The sequence below is a fragment of the Chitinophaga horti genome, from assembly GCF_022867795.2.
Taxonomy (GTDB): domain Bacteria; phylum Bacteroidota; class Bacteroidia; order Chitinophagales; family Chitinophagaceae; genus Chitinophaga; species Chitinophaga horti.
Genome location: NZ_CP107006.1, coordinates 2,307,806 through 2,327,935 on the forward strand (window position 1 = coordinate 2,307,806; position 20,130 = coordinate 2,327,935).

At 52.3% G+C, this 20,130-nt stretch carries 21 protein-coding genes; 7 read left to right on the forward strand and 14 right to left on the reverse strand.

The window, feature by feature from the left end:
* Positions 1-41 precede the first annotated feature (41 nt).
* Positions 42-3,803 (forward strand): AsmA family protein, encoded by a 3,762-nt coding sequence (locus MKQ68_RS09355; RefSeq protein WP_264283062.1) that lies wholly within the window; start codon positions 42-44, stop codon positions 3,801-3,803.
* Between the two features lie 40 nt (positions 3,804-3,843).
* Entirely contained in the window at positions 3,844-4,743 is a 900-nt protein-coding gene (locus tag MKQ68_RS09360) for an NAD(P)/FAD-dependent oxidoreductase (RefSeq protein WP_255861645.1), read from the forward strand.
* On the opposite strand, the gene MKQ68_RS09365 is transcribed toward MKQ68_RS09360, so the two are convergent.
* A complete protein-coding gene (locus MKQ68_RS09365) occupies positions 4,740-5,027 on the reverse strand; it encodes a hypothetical protein (protein WP_264283063.1) in 288 nt (95 codons plus the stop codon). The two genes, MKQ68_RS09360 and MKQ68_RS09365, sit on opposite strands and share 4 nt — an antisense overlap.
* Before the next feature lie 143 nt (positions 5,028-5,170).
* Positions 5,171-5,935: a type I methionyl aminopeptidase gene (gene map / locus MKQ68_RS09370; protein WP_264283064.1), complete on the reverse strand. Its 765-nt coding sequence runs from the start codon at positions 5,933-5,935 to the stop codon at positions 5,171-5,173.
* An 88-nt stretch (positions 5,936-6,023) separates the two neighbouring features.
* On the opposite strand from map, the gene MKQ68_RS09375 reads away from it, so the two are divergent.
* From MKQ68_RS09375 to MKQ68_RS09390, 4 genes are all read left to right on the forward strand, one after another.
* Positions 6,024-7,253: a voltage-gated chloride channel family protein gene (locus MKQ68_RS09375; protein WP_264283065.1), complete on the forward strand. Its 1,230-nt coding sequence runs from the start codon at positions 6,024-6,026 to the stop codon at positions 7,251-7,253.
* 56 nt (positions 7,254-7,309) lie between these two features.
* A complete protein-coding gene (locus MKQ68_RS09380; protein ID WP_264283066.1) occupies positions 7,310-7,996 on the forward strand; it encodes an HAD family hydrolase in 687 nt (228 codons plus the stop codon).
* A 9-nt stretch (positions 7,997-8,005) separates the two neighbouring features.
* The gene (dinB, locus tag MKQ68_RS09385) at positions 8,006-9,079 is read left to right on the forward strand and encodes a DNA polymerase IV (RefSeq protein WP_264283067.1); all 1,074 of its coding nucleotides are present in this window, start codon (positions 8,006-8,008) and stop codon (positions 9,077-9,079) included.
* Between the two features lie 491 nt (positions 9,080-9,570).
* Positions 9,571-10,911: an O-acetylhomoserine aminocarboxypropyltransferase/cysteine synthase family protein gene (locus MKQ68_RS09390; RefSeq protein ID WP_264283068.1), complete on the forward strand. Its 1,341-nt coding sequence runs from the start codon at positions 9,571-9,573 to the stop codon at positions 10,909-10,911.
* Positions 10,912-10,950: 39 nt separating this feature from the next.
* On the opposite strand, the gene MKQ68_RS09395 is transcribed toward MKQ68_RS09390, so the two are convergent.
* From MKQ68_RS09395 to MKQ68_RS09405, 3 genes are all read right to left on the reverse strand, one after another.
* Positions 10,951-11,787: a PAS domain-containing protein gene (locus tag MKQ68_RS09395; protein ID WP_264283069.1), complete on the reverse strand. Its 837-nt coding sequence runs from the start codon at positions 11,785-11,787 to the stop codon at positions 10,951-10,953.
* Between the two features lie 12 nt (positions 11,788-11,799).
* Positions 11,800-12,606, reverse strand: coding sequence for an alpha/beta fold hydrolase (locus MKQ68_RS09400; RefSeq protein WP_264283070.1), 807 nt, complete (start codon positions 12,604-12,606; stop codon positions 11,800-11,802).
* A gap of 163 nt (positions 12,607-12,769) precedes the next feature.
* Entirely contained in the window at positions 12,770-12,970 is a 201-nt protein-coding gene (locus MKQ68_RS09405; protein ID WP_244843635.1) for a hypothetical protein, read from the reverse strand.
* Positions 12,971-13,211: 241 nt separating this feature from the next.
* On the opposite strand from MKQ68_RS09405, the gene MKQ68_RS09410 reads away from it, so the two are divergent.
* Positions 13,212-13,679: an SRPBCC family protein gene (locus MKQ68_RS09410; RefSeq protein ID WP_244843634.1), complete on the forward strand. Its 468-nt coding sequence runs from the start codon at positions 13,212-13,214 to the stop codon at positions 13,677-13,679.
* Here MKQ68_RS09410 and MKQ68_RS09415 read toward each other — a convergent pair.
* From MKQ68_RS09415 to MKQ68_RS09455, 9 genes are read right to left on the reverse strand one after another with little or no spacing between them, the layout of a single operon-like run.
* Positions 13,671-14,144 carry a hypothetical protein gene (locus tag MKQ68_RS09415; protein WP_264283071.1) on the reverse strand — a complete coding sequence of 158 codons (474 nt, stop codon included), beginning with the start codon at positions 14,142-14,144 and terminating at the stop codon, positions 13,671-13,673. The genes MKQ68_RS09410 and MKQ68_RS09415 overlap by 9 nt on opposite strands.
* A 9-nt stretch (positions 14,145-14,153) precedes the next feature.
* Positions 14,154-14,534 (reverse strand): SRPBCC domain-containing protein, encoded by a 381-nt coding sequence (locus MKQ68_RS09420; RefSeq protein ID WP_264283072.1) that lies wholly within the window; start codon positions 14,532-14,534, stop codon positions 14,154-14,156.
* A 17-nt stretch (positions 14,535-14,551) separates the two neighbouring features.
* A complete protein-coding gene (locus tag MKQ68_RS09425; protein WP_264283073.1) occupies positions 14,552-15,730 on the reverse strand; it encodes an NRAMP family divalent metal transporter in 1,179 nt (392 codons plus the stop codon).
* Complete coding sequence (locus MKQ68_RS09430) at positions 15,727-16,467, reverse strand: 5-oxoprolinase subunit PxpA (protein WP_264283074.1); 741 nt, start codon at positions 16,465-16,467, stop codon at positions 15,727-15,729. The genes MKQ68_RS09425 and MKQ68_RS09430 overlap by 4 nt, the downstream gene beginning before the upstream one ends.
* The gene (locus MKQ68_RS09435; protein ID WP_264283075.1) at positions 16,454-17,446 is read right to left on the reverse strand and encodes a 5-oxoprolinase subunit C family protein; all 993 of its coding nucleotides are present in this window, start codon (positions 17,444-17,446) and stop codon (positions 16,454-16,456) included. The genes MKQ68_RS09430 and MKQ68_RS09435 overlap by 14 nt, the downstream gene beginning before the upstream one ends.
* Complete coding sequence (gene pxpB / locus MKQ68_RS09440) at positions 17,443-18,156, reverse strand: 5-oxoprolinase subunit PxpB (RefSeq protein ID WP_264283076.1); 714 nt, start codon at positions 18,154-18,156, stop codon at positions 17,443-17,445. Before pxpB ends, MKQ68_RS09435 begins: the two co-directional genes overlap by 4 nt.
* Before the next feature lie 27 nt (positions 18,157-18,183).
* Positions 18,184-19,002, reverse strand: a complete 819-nt coding sequence (locus MKQ68_RS09445; RefSeq protein ID WP_264283077.1) for an N-acetylmuramoyl-L-alanine amidase — start codon at positions 19,000-19,002, stop codon at positions 18,184-18,186.
* Positions 19,003-19,047: 45 nt separating this feature from the next.
* Positions 19,048-19,614: an HPP family protein gene (locus tag MKQ68_RS09450; protein WP_244843626.1), complete on the reverse strand. Its 567-nt coding sequence runs from the start codon at positions 19,612-19,614 to the stop codon at positions 19,048-19,050.
* Between the two features lie 47 nt (positions 19,615-19,661).
* A complete protein-coding gene (locus tag MKQ68_RS09455) occupies positions 19,662-20,117 on the reverse strand; it encodes a DUF4268 domain-containing protein (RefSeq protein ID WP_264283078.1) in 456 nt (151 codons plus the stop codon).
* Between the last annotated feature and the right edge of the window lie 13 nt (positions 20,118-20,130).

Consider the following 20,130-nt stretch of genomic DNA (forward strand, 5'->3'; position numbering starts at 1 on the left):
ACAGGTAAATTTATAGCGGCCTTAATACCAGTACTTTATACATGAAGCTCAGCGCGCGTCAGAAAAAATGGATCAAAGTTCTGCTTATCCTCGTGGGCATCCGCCTGGTTGTTGGTTTGCTACTTTATTATGTAATCGAATATCGCTTCAGGGAAGTGATACAGGTACTCGTAGAGCGGGAATCCGGCGGTAAATACCATTTCGATGCGGAAGATGTGGACTTTTCTATCTGGAAAAAGAACATCCGCCTGAAGAATGCCTCCGTGATGGCCACTGACACCGGCGACGCCGTTACCCGCCACCAGGTAAAAATCCCCGAAGTGTACCTGGCCATACAATCCTGGAAAGAACTGATCTTTCACCGGCAGGTGTATGTCGACAGTCTGAGCATACAACTCCCCGACGTCAGTACGATCGCGGCCGCCCGGGCAGCGCGGCGCTCTTCTGTTACGCTGCAGGCCTCGGAAATATTCCGCGTGATGCGTAATACCATGAAACAGCTGCACGTACGGCGGCTCAACCTGCACAATGGTGCATTCAGTTATACCAGCACACCGGGACCGCCCTTCCGCAGCAGCCAGATTAACCTCACGGCGAGCAATGTAGGCAGCGACGATAGTACCGACAACCGTTTCCTTTTTGCCGATGACATTGACCTGAGTATTACCGACCAACACTGGCTCATGGCGGGAGGTGTGAAGGAGATCAAATTCCGGCGCCTGCATTTTTCCAGCAGTAACCAGTTTTTTGAGGCCGATTCCTGTATGGTGACAACCGCTCCCCAAAACGGGCAACCAGGCGTTACGCTCAGCGCCGATAAACTATTTTTCAAAGGGCATGACCTGGCAGCGATCTATGAAAGAGACATGCTGTTGCTGGATACGATCATTTGTTACCACCCGGTGATCACCCTTTCGCCGCGCAATGGTAAAAGAGAGCGCCAGAAGGCAGATACAGGCTCCATCGTACGGCAAACGATAAGTAAGATGTTTAAAGGCATCAACCTGAAATATGTAGATGTGCGCGAAGGCCAGGTTCGGATGAACTATGACTCCACCCAGGAAGCCGGTTATGTGACAGAACGTACCAGCCTGAAGATCTATAACCTCAACGTGCAAAATGAAACAAAACCGCACATCACCACGGATAGTGTGGACTTACGGCTGAAAGGCATCAACTTTTATACGGCCGACAGCCTGTACAAACTTACTATCGATGAATTTTCGCTGAACCGGCAGGATATTGTGTTCCGGCATGCGGAGTTCACGCCTACGGAGAAAAACAACCAGCAAAAAGGATTGTCCTTCACAGCCCCCCATCTGCGTTTGAATAATTTCAGCCTCGAAGACCTGATCATGCGCCGCCTGCATGCAGAAGAAGCAATTCTCGAATCACCAAGGATAAAATTCTATTCCAATAAAAAATCGAAGAAACCCGGCGACAGCACCGTCAACATTTCCGGCGTGTATCAAACCCTGAATGGCGTAAGCGAACTGATTAAAGTAACAAGATTTCGGGTAACAGACGGCCGGGTAGAGTACCAGCCCGGCGTGCGACAGAAGGCCGTAATCGCCAGCATCAATGCCAACATTCTACTTAGCCAGCTATTACAAAGTGATTCGCTGATCAATATTAAACAATCCATTCTTCAATTTGACGTAGACCGCATCAGCGTGAACTTTCCCAAACTTGCGCTGCAGGCTAAAGACATGCGCATCAACGGTGTGGAAGGTACAACTTATATCGGCGCGCTCGATATGGAATTAGGGGCTAATATTCACCTGAATGCCCAGCAGGTGTACTGGCTCAACCTGAACTGGGATGCGTTTCAGCAGGATAATAATATCATCGCCGACTCCATTCACATCCGCAAGGTGGCGGTTGACGTAGGGCGCCGCCCTACCCGCAATGCAAAGAAGGCCATGCCTTTTGTACGTATTCATAAAACAGGTATTGAACAGGTGATTTTCGATGGGGCACTGGCAGAAAACAGCCAGTTAGTATTTAACGTTAACCGCCTATATGTAGACGAGCTATCCTCGGAAGAGCAATACCTGCTGTGGGAACGGGCGCGCGGACAAGTAACCGGCATCCGCTTTAACAGTGAAAATATGCAGGCGAAGGTAGACAGGCTTTCGCTGGATACCCGACGCGAGAGTGTGATGAGCCAGGCGCATGTAACGACACATACGGCCGACATCACATTACCGGAATTACGCTTCCATGGCGATTTACGTTCCACCGGTGCCAGACAGATACGCGTTGCCGACATGCAGGCAAGTGCGCCTGTGGTTAAGTTGAGCAGCGGCCCGGCGAACGCCAAAGCAAGTAGAGACCTGAAAATACCCGTGGATTTATCTGTAGAACGAATGCTCGTCCGCAACGGCCTCCTCTCCTTCCAGGGCAACGATAGCCTGTCGCTGCAAGCCGGCCTGAATGCACGGTTACAGCGACTTGTCACTACTCCCGGGCAACGAAAAGCATTATCCTATGGCTTGCTGGAAGTAGATCTTTCCACCATACAACTGAACGGACAATATATGCAGGGTGGCGCCGGCACGGCGAGTATTCAGCTGAGCAACGGTGTACTTAGTACAGATCACTCCCTGCTTACGACGCTGGGCGCCGACTGGAAGGATGTAGCCTTTCAGCTTGAAAAGCCTGACAGCACCGCGTTGAGCGTGGGGCCGATGACAGGTCAGTTACACTATCCCGGTTTCCGGTACGCTCCTGGTAAACCCATTAACTGGGCCGCCTTTCTCGATAAGGCCAGCTTCGAAACGGGGCCGGTGGACTGGCGTAATAAAGAACGGGCGGCACATGTAAACAACATTCACTGGACGAAGAACGGCGAAGTGCTGCAGATCGATAGTCTCGCAATGGCACCGCATACCAATGAAGAAACGTTCGTGGCCGCACAGGCTTACCAGGTGCCCTATCTTGCTTTACAGACCAGCAAAATTACCATGGCTGGTCTGCACGAACGCGACAGCGCCTGGCAGGTTCGCAAAGTGGCGGTGGACGGCGTACAGTTTACCACGGCGAAGGATAAACGCAAGCCACTGCCGCCTGGACCTGATAAGCCCATGCTCACCCAATTACTGGCACGTGTGGGCGTGCCCTTTCATGCAGATTCGCTGCTGATTAACGATGCGCTGGTCGTAACAAAGGAAACTTCCCCGAAAACAAAAATGACCAGCCACATACCCGTCGAACATATCACGCTGCTGGCGCGCAACGCCGGTAACAGGCAGCCTGCCGGGCAAGACAGCCTCATCCTGGAGGCACAGTTGCAACTGTTCAATAACCAGATACGCCGCCTGTACTACAGTGAATCCTACAGCGATTCGCTCGCCGGATTTACAATGGATGTATCCGTGTCACCCATGCACCTGCCGCACCTCTCGCACATCACCACCCCGCTGGCCGCTATTAGCGTGAGTAAGGGCGAGGCGGACACTTTACATTACCACCTGTATGGTAACAAGTATGCGGCCGAAGGTGTCATGCACTTCGTGTACAAGGATTTGCGGGTACGGTTACTCTCCTTACCTGATACAAGCCGTAACGGCTTATTTACGCGGCTGAAAAACTGGGCCGCCAACTCCATCGTGCTCAACCGCAGGAATAGTAAGGAAGCCTACATCTTCTTTGATCGCGATCCGCAGAAGCTGTTCCTGAACTACTGGATCAAAAGTACTTTGCGCGGACTCTTGGCCAGTGCCGGTATCAAAAAGAACAAAAAGTACTACCGACGTTACGCCAGGCAGCACGAATCGTATAAGCTACCAAAGAAGCAATAGATTTATTTGCAACAACATTGCATTTAACTATATTTGCATCATGCAGCAATATGAAGTAATTATTGCCGGCGGCAGCTACGCCGGTCTCTCAGCCGCCATGGCACTTGGCCGGGCGATCCGTAACGTGTTGGTCATCGACGGTGGCGATCCATGCAACCGGCAAACACCACATTCCCATAATTTCATCACGCAGGACGGTGAAACACCCGCTGCCATTGCACAAAAGGCGCGCGCCCAGGTGGCCGCCTATCCTACCGTGCAATTTCTTACGGACATTGTCACCGACGTGCAGCCTTCCGGTGAGGGTTTTGCAGTTACTACCGCTGCTGGTAAGCAGCTCGAAGCTAAAAAGATACTTTTCGCCACCGGTATGAAAGACGTAATGCCCGACATTGCCGGCTTTGCCGAGTGCTGGGGAATTACGGCGGTGCACTGCCCATACTGCCACGGCTACGAAATACGCGGCTTAAACACCGGCATACTCGCCAACGGCGATATGGCTTTCGAGTTCGGTAAGCTGATCCGCAACTGGACCGACAAACTCACCATCTTCACCAACGGCCCGTCCACATTGCAGCCCGGGCAGGCAACGAAGCTCGCCGCCAAAGGCATCAGCATCAACGAGCAGCCGATAGCCGCCGTGGAGCATGTTGCCGGCGTTATAAAACGCATCGTTTTCAAAGACACGACCACCTTGCCCCTGGAGGCACTCTACGCCAAAATCCCCATGCACCAGAAGTGCCCGATCCCCGAAGCATTGGGCTGCCAGCTGGATGAACATGGGTTTATCGTGGTAGATTTCTTTTCGAAGACGAATGTGCCTGGCGTGTATGCTGCCGGCGATAACACAACGATGATGCGCAGTGTAGCCGCTGCCGTTGCAGGCGGTACGAAGGCGGGGGCGATGATCAATAAGGAGTTGGTAGATGAGGGGTATTAAGCTTCCCTCAGCAACAGGCGCAGCCTGTAGACTTTCTTTTCTTTCAGGGCTTTCATGAGTTGATGCACGTGCAAGAAAGGCGTCCGCGCATCTGCCAGCAGCGTAATATGCTGGTCGGTGATATTGAAAACGCTCACCCAGCTACGGTCTGCCGCTTTCCAGAGGTTGCCATGCTGATCGAGCAACAGGTAAACACTATTGCTGTTTGGGTGCGTATGGCCTGCGGAGGCAGAACAGGTAGCATCATGAAAAGGTACCGGCAACGGCATCCGCGCCTTTGTCATCAAAAAAATAAACCCCGTCAATATCAATAGCAGGTTCGCTGTGGGAACCATAGAGATGTAAGATGACCTTCTTTTAAAAACACTTCGGGGCATACACAGCTTTCACACTATGATGCCCCGAAGTTTATAATCCATAAAAGATATTAATTCCAGATACCGTTCGATTCGGTGAGAATGAGCGGTTTGCCATCTGTCACCACAATGGTGTGTTCGTGTTGGGCGACGAAGCTGCCGTCACGCGCTTTCAGCGTCCAGCCGTCGGCCTGGGTGTAGGCGTAGGCGGCTTTGGTGGAGATGAAGGTTTCGATGGCGACAACGCTGTTCTTCGTAAAGCGCTGGCGATTGAAACGGTCATAGAAGCAGGCAATTTCGTGTGGTTCCTCGTGCAGGGCGCGGCCTACGCCATGTCCGGTAAGATTTTTAATAACACGGTAGCCGGCTTTACGCGCTTCGTTTTCGATCAGCCTCCCGATTTCTGCGATGCGTACACCACCGCGGATGCTGTGGATGGCTTTGTGCAGGATGTATTTTGAAGCTTCCACCAATTTGGTGTGCTGGTGAATGTCTTCTCCCAATATAAACGACCCGCCATTGTCGGCCCAGAAGCCTTCCAGTTCGGCCGATACATCTACATTAATCAGATCGCCTTCCTGTAAAACAGTTTTGTCCGAAGGCATGCCATGGGCAATTTCATTATTTACGCTGATGCAGGTCCAGCCGGGAAAGCCGTAGGTGAGCCTCGGAGCCGATTTCGCGCCGTACTGCTCTAGCAGCATTCCGCCGTATTCGTCAAGTTCTTTGGTGGTCATGCCAGGACGCGCATAAGCTCTCATCTGGCTCAGGGTTTTTCCTACCGCGTCACTGATCTTCTGCATTCCTATTAATTCTTCCTGCGTTGATATGGACATAAGCTGTTGGATTAGGCCTCTAAGATACTAAATACTCCATTAGTGCGTAAATTTGCGACCGGCCCGCGTACGGGTCGTGTTATTTATCATGAAGCAAACCATCGCACTGCTTACTTATTTAGTCAAATGGACGTTGCTGTCCATCCCCGTAGCCGTTCTCGCAGGATCGCTGGTGGCGCTGTTCCTATGGCTGCTGGATGTTGCTACGGCTACGCGCCACGATCAGCCTTGGCTGTTATACCTGCTGCCACTCGCCGGTGTCGGTATCTACTTTTTGTATAAAAAACTTGGCAAAAATGCCGAGGCAGGCAATAATCTCGTACTCGAAGAAATTCATCAACCTGGTGCGGGCGTGCCTTTCCGCATGGCGCCGCTGGTATTGGCCACTACGGTGATCACCCATTTATTCGGCGGCTCTGCCGGTCGCGAAGGCACGGCGGTGCAAATTGGCGGGAGCATGTCGGACTGGTTGAGCCGCCTGTTTAAGCTGAAAGCCGAAGACCGTCGCATGTTGCTGATGTGCGGCATCGCTGCCGGCTTTGGGGCGGTGTTTGGTACGCCACTTACCGGGGCGGTATTTGCGATGGAAGTACTGGCGGTCGGCATGATGCGTTACGACGCCCTGGTACCCTGCCTGGCAGCCAGTGTGTTTGCGGATATTGTTTGTTCCGAATGGGGCATACACCACACGCAGTACCTGGTGACCACACCGTTTGTAAAAGATTTGGGTCTGGCCGGCTTCCTGTTATTGGGAAAAGTGATCCTGATGGGGGCTGGTTCCGGACTGGCGGCCCGTCTTTTCTCCACCCTCATGCACCTGGTGAAGCAACAGGCGGCCCGTTTCATCAAACCGGGCTGGCTCATTCCGGTTGTCGGGGGTACATCAATCATCGTTCTTTGCTGGATAGTCGGCACCCGTGACTACATTGGTTTAGGGATACCCGGCATCACAGCTGCTTTTCATACAGGCGGCGCCGATACGTTCAGCTGGTTGTGGAAGATCGTGTTTACGGTCATCACCCTGGCGATGGGCTTCAAAGGAGGCGAGGTAACGCCATTATTTTTTATCGGTGCCACGTTAGGCAATACACTGGCCGTGATGATGGGCGCCCCGGTCGATCTGTTCGCCGCACTGGGTTTCATTGCGGTGTTTGCAGGAGCAACCAATACGCCGGTTGCCTGTACGCTGATGGGCGCAGAGTTATTCGGCACACAACACATCCTGCATTTTGCCATTGCTTGTTTTACCGCTTATTATTTCAGCGGAAAGTCGGGTATATACTCGGCTCAACGAATGACGCTGCCTAAGAACCGGTGACTGCGGTGCACTCCGCGAAATGTTTTGTATTTTTAACGCCCCCAACAAAAGACCATATGATTAAAGTAATCGCATTTGACGCAGACGATACCCTTTGGGTAAACGAACCTTACTTCCAGGAAACTGAATATAAACTCTGTGCCCTGCTGGAGGATTACCTCCCCCACCACGCCGTAGAGCGGGAACTGCTGAAGTCGGAAATCGCCAACTTGAAACTTTACGGCTACGGCATTAAAGCCTTTATTCTTTCTATGATCGAAACCGCTATCCGCGTATCGGAAGGCCGCGCGCCCATCACGATCGTACAACAGATCATGGATTTTGGAAAAGAAATGCTTCAGAAACCTGTCGAGCTGCTGGAAGGCATCGAAGATACGCTCGAAGCACTGAAAGGCGATTACCGCCTGGTGGTAGCCACCAAGGGCGACCTGCTCGACCAGGAACGCAAACTGAAAAAGTCAGGCCTGGAGCATTATTTCCACCATATCGAGATCATGTCCGACAAACAGGAAGCTGATTATTTAAAACTGATCCGCCACCTGGACATAAAACCCGAAGAGTTCCTGATGATCGGCAATTCGCTGAAGTCGGACGTACTGCCGGTACTCGCTATCGGTGGCCATGGCATTCACATCCCTTATCACATTACCTGGGAAATTGAGCGTGTAGACGTGCAGGTAGAGCATGAGAATTTCAGGCAGTGCGCCACGATCCGCGAGGTGCTGCCGTTTTTTATGCAGTAACTTTGCTTTATGCACCGCAAGATCATCCACATCGACATGGACGCCTTTTATGCGTCTGTGGAGCAGCGCGACAACCCGGAGTACCGTGGCAAACCGATCGTGGTGGGCGGCGGTCCGGAAGGGCGTGGCGGTGTGGTGGCCACTGCGAGTTACGAGGCACGCAAGTTCGGTATCCGCTCGGCCATGCCTTCCAAAAGAGCCTTGCAGTTATGCCCGCACGTGATCTTCGTAAAACCCCGCTTTGCCGCGTACAAAGAGGTGTCACAGCACGTACGCGAGATCTTCCGGCGCTATACAGACCTTATCGAACCGCTGTCGCTCGACGAGGCCTATCTCGATGTCACAAAAGATAAGCGTAACATCGGTTCTGCCATCGGCATTGCCCAGGAGATACGCGCGGCGATTAAAGAAGAATTGCAGCTTACCGCGTCAGCCGGTGTTTCTATCAATAAGTTCGTGGCCAAGATCGCATCGGATATGAACAAGCCGGATGGCCTGACTTTCATCGATCCCGCCCAGGTAGAAACGTTTATGGAGCAGCTGCCGGTAGAGAAATTCTTCGGCGTAGGTAAAGTCACCGCTGAAAAAATGAACCGTATGCAGATCTTCAACGGCGCCGACCTGAAGAAGTTCACCGAGGATGAGCTGTACCGCTATTTCGGCAAGTCCGGCCGCTTTTTCTACCGCATCGTCCGCGGCATCGACGACCGCGAGGTGCAACCCCACCGGGAAACGAAATCCGTAGGCGCCGAAGACACCTTCGCCTTCGACCTGGAACAACTCGACGACATGCATGCCGAGCTGGACAAGATAGCCCGTACCGTACACGACCGTTTAGAGCGCCACCAACTCCGCGGCCGCACCGTCACCCTCAAAGTCAAATACAGCGACTTCCGCCAGATCACCCGCAACCACTCCTTCACGTATTCCGTCGCCGAGCTCGACATTATTGCCGCGACCGCCAAGGAGTTACTGCTGAAAACTGATTTAGAGGGCGCAAAAATACGTTTACTCGGCATCACCGTCTCCAACTTCGGCGACGGCCCCGTTAAGCCCGATAGCGGTCAATTATCCCTTTTTTAGCCCATCTTTCACCTCGCTTCTCCCCCGCCGTTGCGTCGCATACTTCTACCTTTTCTTCCCTTTCAGCCTGTTGATGGTATACCCATCGTATACCCTGGGTATATGCTAAATCGCTGAAAACCTTGCTGGCATATAGGGTGCATATACAATGGATATACCCTGCCCCTGAAAATGGACAGCAGATCGTAAGAGGATCCTAAGAGGATCCTTACTGAATGGTAACTAAAACGCTACTGGATCAGTAACAATTAGCTACAGTTTAGTTACAGTTAGTTACAATCCAGTTAGGATCCTCTTAAGATGACGCCTGCCCTTTGCCGTCATTATAAGCAGCGCGAAGCAAACCTCCGCTCCAGTCTTCCCGGCAGTTGGCGGCGCTTCGCTCGCCATGACGGACTAATCCAGCGCAGGTGCCCTGCCGATGGCCGAAAATAAATTTGGAGAAGGAATATTAGTCTACTAAATTAGTAGAATTATAAATTCCTTTAGATATGTCTACACAACAGCTTCACTTCGACACCCTGCAGGTGCATGCAGGCCAAAGCCCCGACCCGGCCACCAATTCAAGGGCAGTACCCATTTATCAGACCAGTTCTTACGTATTTAACAACTCCGAGCATGCGGCCAATTTGTTTGGGCTGCGGGAGTTTGGGAATATTTATACGCGCATCATGAACCCCACCACCGACGCATTCGAGAAACGGATCGCGGCGCTGGAAGGTGGTGTTGGTGCGGTAGCGGTGGCCTCGGGACAGGCTTCGCAATTCCTGGCGTTGCATAACCTGCTGCTGCCGGGGGATAATTTTGTGACGTCCTCTTACCTGTATGGCGGCTCGTACAACCAGTTCAAGGTGTCGTTTAAGCGCATCGGCGTGGAAGCACGGTTTGTGGACGGCGATGATCCTTCCGCATTTGAAAAGGCGATCGACGAAAACACGAAGGCGCTGTACCTCGAAACGATCGGTAATCCTGGCTTCAGTATCCCGGATTTTGAGAAGATCGCGGCGATCGCGAAGAAACATAACATTCCTTTCGTGGTTGACAATACATTCGGTGCGGGCGGCTATCTTTTCCGGCCGTTCGATCATGGGGCGAACATCGTGGTGGAATCGGCCACCAAATGGATCGGCGGCCATGGTAACAGCATTGGCGGCGTGATCGTAGATGGCGGTAATTTTAACTGGGGTAATGGCAAGTTCCCGCAGTTTACGTCGCCCGACGAGGCCTATCACGGATTGAAGTTCTGGGAAGTATTCGGGTCAGACAGTCCGTTCGGGAACATTGCTTACATCATTCGTTTGCGCGTAACGGGTTTGCGCACCTGGGGACCAGCTTTGAGTCCGTTTAACTCGTTCCTGTTCTTACAGGGGCTAGAAACTTTGTCCCTGCGCGTGCAACGCACGGTCGACAACTCGCTGGCGCTGGCCAAATGGCTGGAGGCGCACCCGGAAGTATCGTACGTGAACTATCCGGGGCTGGAAAGCAGCAAGTACCATACGCTGGCTAAAAAGTACCTGCGTAACGGGTTTGGCGGCGTATTGTCATTTAAGGTAAAAGGCGGCAAGGCGGTAGCGGATGCGCTGGTGAACAATCTTAAGCTGATTAGTCACCTCGCAAATGTGGGCGATGCCAAAACGCTGATCATCCATCCGGCCACGACTACGCACGAGCAGTTGAGTGAGCAGGAACAGGTGTCGGCAGGTGTGGAACCAGGATTACTGCGTATTTCGTTGGGGATCGAACATATCGACGACATCCGGCATGACCTAGAGCAGGCTTTTGAGAAGGCTCTACAATCGGTGCATCAGACGAATGGCGTTGCAGCTGCTTAAAAATACCGAAGCCGGGCCTTTATAGCAACCCGGCTTCTTTTATTTTATGGGCTCAAAGAGCCATATACTTCCTGTTAGTTGCCGGTTATCTACCTGGCGAAAAGAAACACGGTATCGCTGCGATGCCAGTTCCCATATCCATTCTTCCGGTGCGGCTGCGCTGTTCCCAAATACCTGGGCAGCCTGCCTGTTTACCTCGTCGCGGTTCGTTATCCGGTGACGCAGGTTGGCCATGGCGGCCGACAAATCTGCGGGGCTGTACTCCCCTGCTTTTTCCAGTTCCAGTAAAGCGGCTGCTTTCTCGTTTACCCAGCCGGCATGACCGCTGTCGTCGATAAAGACCAGTGCCTGGGGAATTGCTTCCAGGATAGCAGTGAAACGGTCGCAGGAACGGATAAGTGCACTCTGGGAATTGCTTTGCCCCAGGATGCCGTTCATGCGGGACCTTGCCATGGAAATAAACTCGCGGAAAGTGGTGTCGAAGGCCTGGGGGCCACTCCAGCCAAATACCAATAGTCGCTGCGATCCGCCGCATAATACGGGGATAATAATCGCAGAGGACAATGCCAGCAGCAGGTGACCAAATACATTATTGGCCGGAATGTCGCGCCAGAAGATCGGTTCCTGGTGATGTTGCACCAAAAAATCGTCGAGGCGGTCGGCGTTAAAGGCGAGATCGTCCAGGAATGAAGGTGTAGCGTTTTTGATACGGGCGGTGTAACTGTCCTCCAGAACTATCTGTAAGGCCAGGTAAGCATCCGTACTATCCTTCAATAGCTCCAGGGCGAAGGGCACAAATAACTCGCAATCGTTTGAAATATCCCACTTACTGGTATGGTCCATGAATAACACGGCCTTACGCTCCCAATTGCTCACGTTACGGTTTTATCAGATGAAATCGGTAATCGCTTTTACTACAGCATCCGGCGCAGACATGTGCGGGAAGTGACCGTAGGCGTCTACGACGTGCAACTGGCTGTTCTTTATATGTTCGTGTAAATAATCCCCAACCACCAGCGGCACGGCTACGTCTTCTTTGGCATGAATCAGCAAGGTGGGAACGGTTGCCTTTTGCAACTCCGAACGGTAGTCGGATTCGAATATCACTTTTGCCACAAACAGGGCAATGTCCGGGCGAATATCGGCCAGTGTGGCGGCGAACTCGCTCACGAGGTCGGGTCTTTCGGGGGCGGCCATTACCATGGCGGAGAAGCCGGCCGTCCACGCTTTGTAGTTCGAACGCATGGTATCATACAAACCTTCCAGGGCTTCCTGGGTAAAGCCACCCGTATATCCTGCGCTGTCGTCGTTCAGGTAACGCGGACTGGCACCAACGAGTACCAGTTTTTTAAAGAATTCGGGATAACGGATGGAGGTGAGCAGGCTCACCATGCCATTCACGGAATGCCCCACATAAATCACATCCTTCAGTTCCAAGGCACGGAAAATATCGACCAGGTCGAGCACATATCCCTGCAGGGAGCTATACTTGGCATTGTTGAATGCAGCAAGGTCTGATTTACCTCCGCCGGTGTTATCGTACAAAATGATCCTGTAATCTTTCTCGAAATATGGCAGGATGTAGTTGAACGCTTCCTGGCTGGAGCCGAAGCCGTGGCCGAACACGATCGTTTGTGATGCGTCCGGGTTACCCACGATGTTAATGTTGTTTCTCTTGGTTACATTGATGGACATAAGCAGCAGGTATGGTTAAATTGATTGTACGCTAAAGTAAAACAACTTATCCATAGATTAAAACTAAAGACGGTCTTATCCCTGATGTGGAACAAGACCGTCTTTATGTTTACTGTCGCTTCAAGCGCAGTATGTGGGTGTTTCTTTCATCGCGTATCCAATATCAGCTCATAGCGTGCTGCATGGAGTGTTGCGCATTCTTTTCTACCTTACGGTAATGTTTGTTCATTTTACGGAACGCGTTTCTTGCATTGTCTTTTACTTCGCCGATGGCGGAATCAACACGGTCGCGGTTACGCATGTACAGAACTACGCCAGCCGCTGCGGCGCCTAATACTGAGGCAGTGATTAAGATGCTTTTCATGGCTAATAAGTTTGTTTGATGAGTAAAAAACAAGCATCGTACCAAAAACGAAATTGTGGGTATGCCAACTAACGTACAGGAGCCTACCAGGTGCTGCTCTACTGCATTGATTTTAATAGTATTAAGCGTTTTAACAGATCTTTAAACGCGGGTGTGGCAAATGGGGCATTTGGGGTGAAATTGTTGCGGATTTTTGGCAACGATGAGCACTTTTGTGGCCTCGAATCGTTAATTTGCCGCCATGTCACGTACCTACCGTATCAAAGCCACACAGCATTTACCGATCACACTTGCCGAAGCATGGGATTTTTTCAGCCGACCAGAGAATCTCGCGAAGATAACACCTGGCGACATGGCATTTACCGTTACAAGTGAGCCGTCTGCCGCACACATCTACGCAGGACAAGTGATAGAATATACGTTAAAGCCATTATTCGGGATACCGGTGTACTGGATGACGGAGATCACGCACGTGAAAGACGGGGAATATTTTGTGGACGAGCAGCGGTTTGGCCCGTACAGCCTGTGGCATCACCAGCACCATTTCCGCGAAGTGGCAGGCGGCGTGGAAATGACCGACATTGTCCATTACCGCATTCCGTACGGCTTCATTGGCGACATTGCGAACGCGCTGCTTGTAGGCAAGAAAGTAAAAGGTATTTTCGACTACCGGAAAATAGCGGTAGAAAAGTTATTCCCATTACGATAACTTCTCCAGTTCGCGGCGGTAATCATATTGCAGATCTTCATGCTGCGCGTCGATCAGTTTACCAATCTTCTTTAACTGCTGGGCGTACATGCTCATGATGGCTACGCTATCGCGCATACGAATGCCGGAGGTTTTCACTTTACGGCAAAAGTACAGGAGCAATTCTATTTCGGCAGGTTTAGAGCCTGCGTAACGTACATGTTTATTGGTGATGCGGAGGATCTTACGCAGGTTCTTTTTTACGAAATAGAGACCGGCAGTGGAGAGGTTCGCAAACTCTTCGTCCATCAAAGCCTTTACGGAAGCGATGTACTGTTCGGGATCATGCGCTTCGAAGAGCAGGTAAGTGAGCAGCTCTTTATTCTCCTTTTTATACTTGGATAGCCGCACACATAACTCTACGAGCTGGGCATGCGGCACGTCCTGTAATTCCTTTTTAAGTTCGTTAACCGAGGCGGTCTTCATGCGGCGGTGCTAGTCTTGGTAAAAGTCGATCAACGAGCCGAAGTAGGCATCGTTCCAGCCTTCCACAATGTCGTCATATGCTTCATCGGGAATGTTGGAATGTTTCAGTTCGGCGGAAGTGCCTTTTTTATGCGGATGCAGGATAATTGTTACGATAGATGCTTCTTCCTGGTCGCCGAAATACCATTCCTGTACGATCTTACGATCTTCCTCAAACTCGATGTTGCGGCCGGCGATGCTGTCGTCCCAAAGGGAAAATTCAGAGCCTGGTTCGGTGCTCATGATCGCAGGTTCACCGCTCCACAGGCGGATGGTAGCCGGATTGGTGAGCGCTTTATACACATCTTCCGGCGGTGCGGCCAGTACGAAATGCTTTTTATAATCTTTCATGTGGCAAAACTACTAAATCAGGCGGATAACCAATTCTTAATTGTGACAATACACAGCCATCCCATTACCGCTACGACCGTCCACCCCGCCGCCTGCATCCATACCGGGTGACGATAAGCCACTACCAGCGAAGGGCGGGAAGCCGCGATGAGGATCACGGCCAGTGCCACCGGCAATATGAGCCCGTTGAGTGCGCCGGCGGTGACGAGTAACGTAACCGGATTGCCTACCATTACAAATACAATAGTGGAGAAGACGATAAAGCCGGTAATCCACCACTTGTCGTGTTTGGCGATCAGCGGATGAAAGGTTTTGAGGAACGACACCGAGGTGTAGGCTGCGCCTACTACGGATGTGATAGCAGCGCTCCATAACACCACGCCGAAGAAGCGGTAGCCCACCTCCCCTGCTGCCACGCGAAACACATCGGCAGCCGGGTTTTTCGGATCTAAGGTGGTGCCGGCGGTCACAACACCCAAAGCCGCCAGGAACAACAGCGTGCGCATCAACCCGGTAATAAAAATGCCGTTTACAGCAGCCCGGCTCACCACAGGGACCGACTGCGGACCGCTGATGCCTGCATCCAGCAACCTGTGCGCACCGGCAAAGCTGATATACCCGCCAACCGTGCCTCCCACCAGTGTAATGATAGCGTTAGCGTCGATGGCAGACGGCCATACACTCTGCTTCACCGCATCCAGCACGGGAGGGTGTGAGCTAACGGCCACATACAGCGTGAGTAATATCATCAATATGCCCAGCCAGCGGGCGAAGTGGTCCATCATTTTGCCGGCTTCCTTCATCCAGAAGATGACAAGCGCGAGTACGCCGCTGAGGATGGCGCCGTAAGTTACAGGCATGCCTGTTAGCACATTGATGCCCAGGCCACAACCGCCAATGTTGGCGATGTTGAAGGCCAGGCCGCCGATTACCACCAGTCCGGCCAACAAGTAGCCAAGCCCGGGTAATAATCTATTGGAAAGATCCTGCGCGCGTGTATCAGTGACCGTTAGTACCCGCCAGATGTTCAGCTGTGCGCCGATATCGAGCAGTATAGACACCAGTATTACGAACGCGAATGCAGCGGCCAGTTGTTGAGTGAATACGGTGGTTTGGGTAATAAAACCCGGTCCTATGGCAGATGTAGCCATCAGGAAAATAGCGCCGCCCACGGCGGATGCAGTTTGTTTTTTCAAGGGTAGCGGATAATTAACCGGTGATCTCTTAATGATTGGTTGATGCGTTGCGCGAAGGCGGCGGCATGTTCGCCATCGCCATGCAGGCAAATAGTTTCGGCGATGATCGGTACGATGTCGCCGGTGATAGCAGTTACTTTACCGGTGGTGACCATTTGTATTACCTGCTCCACGGCCAGGTCTTCGCTTTTGATGACTGCGCCCGGCATGCTACGGGGCGACAAAGTGCCATCGTCCAGGTAACTGCGGTCGGCAAATACTTCGGATACGGCGGTAAGACCGGCGTTCGTGGCTTCGCTGATAAGCAGGCTGCCACTGAGGCCATAAAGCTTAAGTTCAGGATCTACATCTTTGATGGCGCCGGCAATGATTACCGACATTTCGCGGGACGTGGCCGCCATGTTGTACAGCGCGCCATGCGGTTTTACGTGATGCAGTTTTGCGCCCTGCTCGCGGCAGATGTGATGCAGGGCATACACCTGGCTCGTGATAAGGTCGTACAGTTCATTGCCTTCCAGTTGCTGGTTGGTGCGACCGAAATTTGCTTTGTCGTTAAACCCGGGATGTGCCCCGATGGCCACGTCGTATTGCATGGCCAGGTCGACGGTTGAGCGCATCGTGTGTTCGTCGCCGGCATAGGCGCCACAGGCAATGTTGGAGCTGCTGATAAAAGGCATGATCGCCGCATCGTTACCGATGCCCTCTCCCATATCGCAGTTCAGATCAATATAATGCATAAGCTTGTAGCCACTTTTCAAGTTGTAATGTACACGCATTCCCGAGCAATTGCAAACGTTGCAGCTGATCATGGTGTAGTTGCACAGCGTCGTTTACCGACACCAGGGTAAAGCGCACGGCCTGCATGGGCCTGTGTTGTGCGAGTGAAGGCAGGTCTGCCGCAATCACATGTGCGATACGCGGATAACCACCTGTCGTCTGATGATCTGCCGTAAGGATGATCATTTGTCCGTCGGGCATGAGTTGTATAGCCCCGCGGGTAACGCCGGAGGAAAGCAGCTCGCCAGCCCTATAGTGTTTCAGTGCCAAGCCTTCGAGTCGGTAACCCATACGGTCGCAGTGTTTGGTGCAGCTGAAATCGTGCGTCAACAGCTGCTCCGGGTCGCTGAGCGATGTAAACTCACTGCCCGCGGTGATGCGCAGGTTGGTGGTAGTATACATGTTCTGCGTATAGATCATCCAGGGAAGGATTTTGAAGTCCTTATGATCGAGCAGTTTTGTAAAGTTCGCGCGCTGTCGTAACGGCAGCTGATCATTCTTTTGCAACGCGCGCCCCTGGAAGCCACCGGCGGCTGCCTTCAGGTGCGTGCTATAACTGCCCATCCAGGGCTGAATGTCGAAGCCGCCCCTTACCGCCATGTAACATCGTGCGCCCGATACAGGACCTTTGAAGTACAGGAGCGCCTGTGCTGCCACAAGCACCGGCTTGTTAAGCGGCAACACGCGGCCATCGATCATAGCGGTAAAATCTCCGCCAGAAAGAGCGATGACCGTACCCGATTCAAACAGGAAAGAGGAAGCAGGAAAATGCATCTCCAGCACGCCCTCCTCCGGTTTATTGCCGACCAGTGCGTTGACGGCACGAACGGCGATGCGGTCCATGGCGCCGCCTGGATTGATACCCAGGTGCTGTGAGCCGTAGCGGCCCAGGTCCTGGATAGTGTCCATTAGTCCGGGTTGTAATACGCGTATGCTCACGAGGTGGATTTAAGTTGATGGAACTGTTCAATTGAGATCGGCTCAAACGTTACCTGGTCGCCGGGTTGGCACCAGGCTGCGGGTGTACGTTCCGGGTCGAACATGCGTAATGGTGTTTGGCCGATGATATTCCAGCCGCCGGGCGATGCCAGTGGGTAAACGCCTGTTTGTGCGCCTGCTATGCCGACGCTGCCTGCCGGTACGAGCGGCCTGGGCTTCGATAACCGGGGTGCTATCAGGCGTTCATCTACCGTACCCATATAAGGGAAACCAGGCAGGAAGCCTAACATGTACACCCTATACGTTCGGCCGGTATGTAACGCGATGAGTTGTTCGAGCGATAAGTTCTTTTGTGCAGCCAGCGCTTCCACATCCAGCCCCAGCGAAGGATCATAACATACAGGGATGCTGATATCACGGCCCGCAGTAACCTCCGTGGCAGTGATGTCGTCCAGTAAATCACGCACCTGCAGGCTTACCCAGTCTGCCACATCTTTATTAATCTTAGCATAAATGTAAAGTGCGTCGTACACGACGGTGAGCGAGGCATATGCAGGAATGAGATCACGCACCCAGGGAAGCTGCAACTGTGTGATCCGGCGAAAAGCCGACATCACCTGGTGATTCACGACCGGGTCTATCTGCTGTGACCAGTTCAGTAATAACGCGTTTTCGCCCTGCTGTATAATGTCGAATGAGGATGCCTGCACAAACTAAAAGTACGAAATTCCGGGCGGTTATTGCGATTGCTTCATGAGGCTGTAAAGGATCTTCTGCTCCCCTTCACTCATAGCCGCACCTTTCGTAGAATCGGCCGGATTAAACTTTCGGCGGAAAGCCTCCACGGCGCCGGTGCTGTCCTGCACATTGTAACCTACGATACGTAAGGCCATCTTCGTATCGAAATTGGCAGGCAGGCTTACAGCACTCGTATCAAACCAAAGCCCGAAGCCCTTCTCGGCCAGTTGCTGCCAGGGGAAATACACACTGGGATCTACCTTACGGCGGGGTGCAATATCGCCGTGGCCGATGAAGTTCGCAGCAGGAATATTGTAGCGGTGTTTGAGTGTGTCGAGCAACACGAGCAGACTACGCACCTGCATGGGCGCGAAGGGCTCCGTGCCATTGTTATCTAATTCAATACCGATAGAAGTTGAATTAATGTCCGTCACATTGCCCCACTTGGCCGCGCCGCCATGCCAGGCGCGCAGGTAGTCGTTGAGCATATGATGCACCACACCATCGCGGCAAATGACATAGTGCGCACTTACTTGGGTACGCGTCATCGTAAAGGTCTTAAGCGTTTGCTCGCAGGAGTTTTGGGCCGTATGATGAATGATGACGAAGTTCGGTTTACGGAGATTAAAGTTCACCGTACCTGCCCACCAGGCCGTTGGTTGCACTGAATCAACAGGTAGACCAATGGGCTGGTCCTGCAGTCCGCGGGCGAGGCTTTTCGCCTGTTGGCGGTATACTTTATTGGTGGCTTTATAAGGCTGCGGCGCGCAACTGCAAAGGGCCAGCAGGGCGAGTATGATTCCGTTTCGTGTGCTCATAAGATAAATATAGCATAATGCTGAGCAAATTCACTGCCAAAGCCGTCACCTTCGTCGGAACAGCGGTTTGGTCGGGTAACTGCGATGTTTGGTCGCATTGTTCACCAATAGTGCCACTGCGAGTAGTATCAGCACGCCCGTCAGCACCGGGCAAAGTACGTACAGGAAGCCTAACGATTCAATTCTCGGCGTGCCCATATTTGCGATAAGTGCCGTAGCGCCTCCCGGCGGATGCAGTGTTTTGGTGATCTGCATTGCCACGATCGACAAGGCCACGGCGATAGCGCCGCCCAGCCATAGTTCGGTAGGGAATAATTTATGACAGATAACGCCAATGATCGCACTGATCAGATGACCGCCCACAAGGTTACGCGGTTGCGCAAGCGGACTATTGATCACGCCGTAAATAAGTACTGAAGAAGCCCCAAAGGAGCCTATGAGGAAAAGGTTTTCGTGTGCAATAAGGTATTTGCTGTGTACAAAGCCGATCAGGCCAATGCCGAGGAAGGCGCCGAGAAAGGTGACAATGTGTTCTCTGGTGTCGATAAGCGTTTCGCGATATAGAATGTATTTTACTTTACGGTAACTCCGTTTAATCCGTTTAACAGGCATGTTTTGGTGGCAAATTTGTATCTGGGCGCAAAGTTAACTAATCAAAACTATCGTTCAAACCCCTCCTTCGCCATACTCCAGCACTCATCCAATGCCATGATCCTTGGTTTAAAGAACGAAATGACGACCGGCCACTGCTGCTGATCAAAGATGTTGGCGGGTTTCAGTTCTTTGGATATAATGCTTTGCAGCTGCCCGTACTCATTACTCACCTCCTCCTGCCAATTCCACTGTTCGCCCAGGGTCTCATGCAAGAAGCCCTGCAATTGCACCAACTGCTGGTAATAGCGCTTACGGGTCGCCGCATCCGGATGATCGATGACGATCGCGATGGTGGCCTGTTTGGTGTCGGCCTCCATGGTGAAACGAATATGTTTAATGCCGGTCTTGTAATTGATCCAGTTGATCTTTGCCCCGTCTGCCGACAGGATGGGCGACATGTATTTGCCGAAGGTGGTCCAGAACGCCTGTCTTAACTGCGATGCCTCTTGCCTGGTGTACATAGCCTGCAAAAAT

Excerpts from the sequence above, each read along its gene's own strand:
- map (WP_264283064.1), bottom strand. The coding sequence starts at position 5,935 with ATGTCCATATCAACGCAGGAAGAATTAATAGGAATGCAGAAGATCAGT.
- MKQ68_RS09405 (WP_244843635.1), bottom strand. The coding sequence starts at position 12,970 with ATGAAAAGCATCTTAATCACTGCCTCAGTATTAGGCGCCGCAGCGGCT.
- MKQ68_RS09355 (WP_264283062.1), top strand. The coding sequence starts at position 42 with ATGAAGCTCAGCGCGCGTCAGAAAAAATGGATCAAAGTTCTGCTTATC.
- MKQ68_RS09390 (WP_264283068.1), top strand. The coding sequence starts at position 9,571 with ATGTCTACACAACAGCTTCACTTCGACACCCTGCAGGTGCATGCAGGC.
- MKQ68_RS09400 (WP_264283070.1), bottom strand. The coding sequence starts at position 12,606 with ATGTCCATCAATGTAACCAAGAGAAACAACATTAACATCGTGGGTAAC.
- MKQ68_RS09375 (WP_264283065.1), top strand. The coding sequence starts at position 6,024 with ATGAAGCAAACCATCGCACTGCTTACTTATTTAGTCAAATGGACGTTG.
- MKQ68_RS09455 (WP_264283078.1), bottom strand. The coding sequence starts at position 20,117 with ATGTACACCAGGCAAGAGGCATCGCAGTTAAGACAGGCGTTCTGGACC.
- MKQ68_RS09445 (WP_264283077.1), bottom strand. The coding sequence starts at position 19,002 with ATGAGCACACGAAACGGAATCATACTCGCCCTGCTGGCCCTTTGCAGT.
- MKQ68_RS09420 (WP_264283072.1), bottom strand. The coding sequence starts at position 14,534 with ATGAAAGATTATAAAAAGCATTTCGTACTGGCCGCACCGCCGGAAGAT.
- MKQ68_RS09380 (WP_264283066.1), top strand. The coding sequence starts at position 7,310 with ATGATTAAAGTAATCGCATTTGACGCAGACGATACCCTTTGGGTAAAC.
- dinB (WP_264283067.1), top strand. The coding sequence starts at position 8,006 with ATGCACCGCAAGATCATCCACATCGACATGGACGCCTTTTATGCGTCT.
- MKQ68_RS09450 (WP_244843626.1), bottom strand. The coding sequence starts at position 19,614 with ATGCCTGTTAAACGGATTAAACGGAGTTACCGTAAAGTAAAATACATT.
- MKQ68_RS09415 (WP_264283071.1), bottom strand. The coding sequence starts at position 14,144 with ATGAAGACCGCCTCGGTTAACGAACTTAAAAAGGAATTACAGGACGTG.
- MKQ68_RS09410 (WP_244843634.1), top strand. The coding sequence starts at position 13,212 with ATGTCACGTACCTACCGTATCAAAGCCACACAGCATTTACCGATCACA.
- MKQ68_RS09360 (WP_255861645.1), top strand. The coding sequence starts at position 3,844 with ATGCAGCAATATGAAGTAATTATTGCCGGCGGCAGCTACGCCGGTCTC.
- MKQ68_RS09430 (WP_264283074.1), bottom strand. The coding sequence starts at position 16,467 with ATGCATTATATTGATCTGAACTGCGATATGGGAGAGGGCATCGGTAAC.
- MKQ68_RS09365 (WP_264283063.1), bottom strand. The coding sequence starts at position 5,027 with ATGACAAAGGCGCGGATGCCGTTGCCGGTACCTTTTCATGATGCTACC.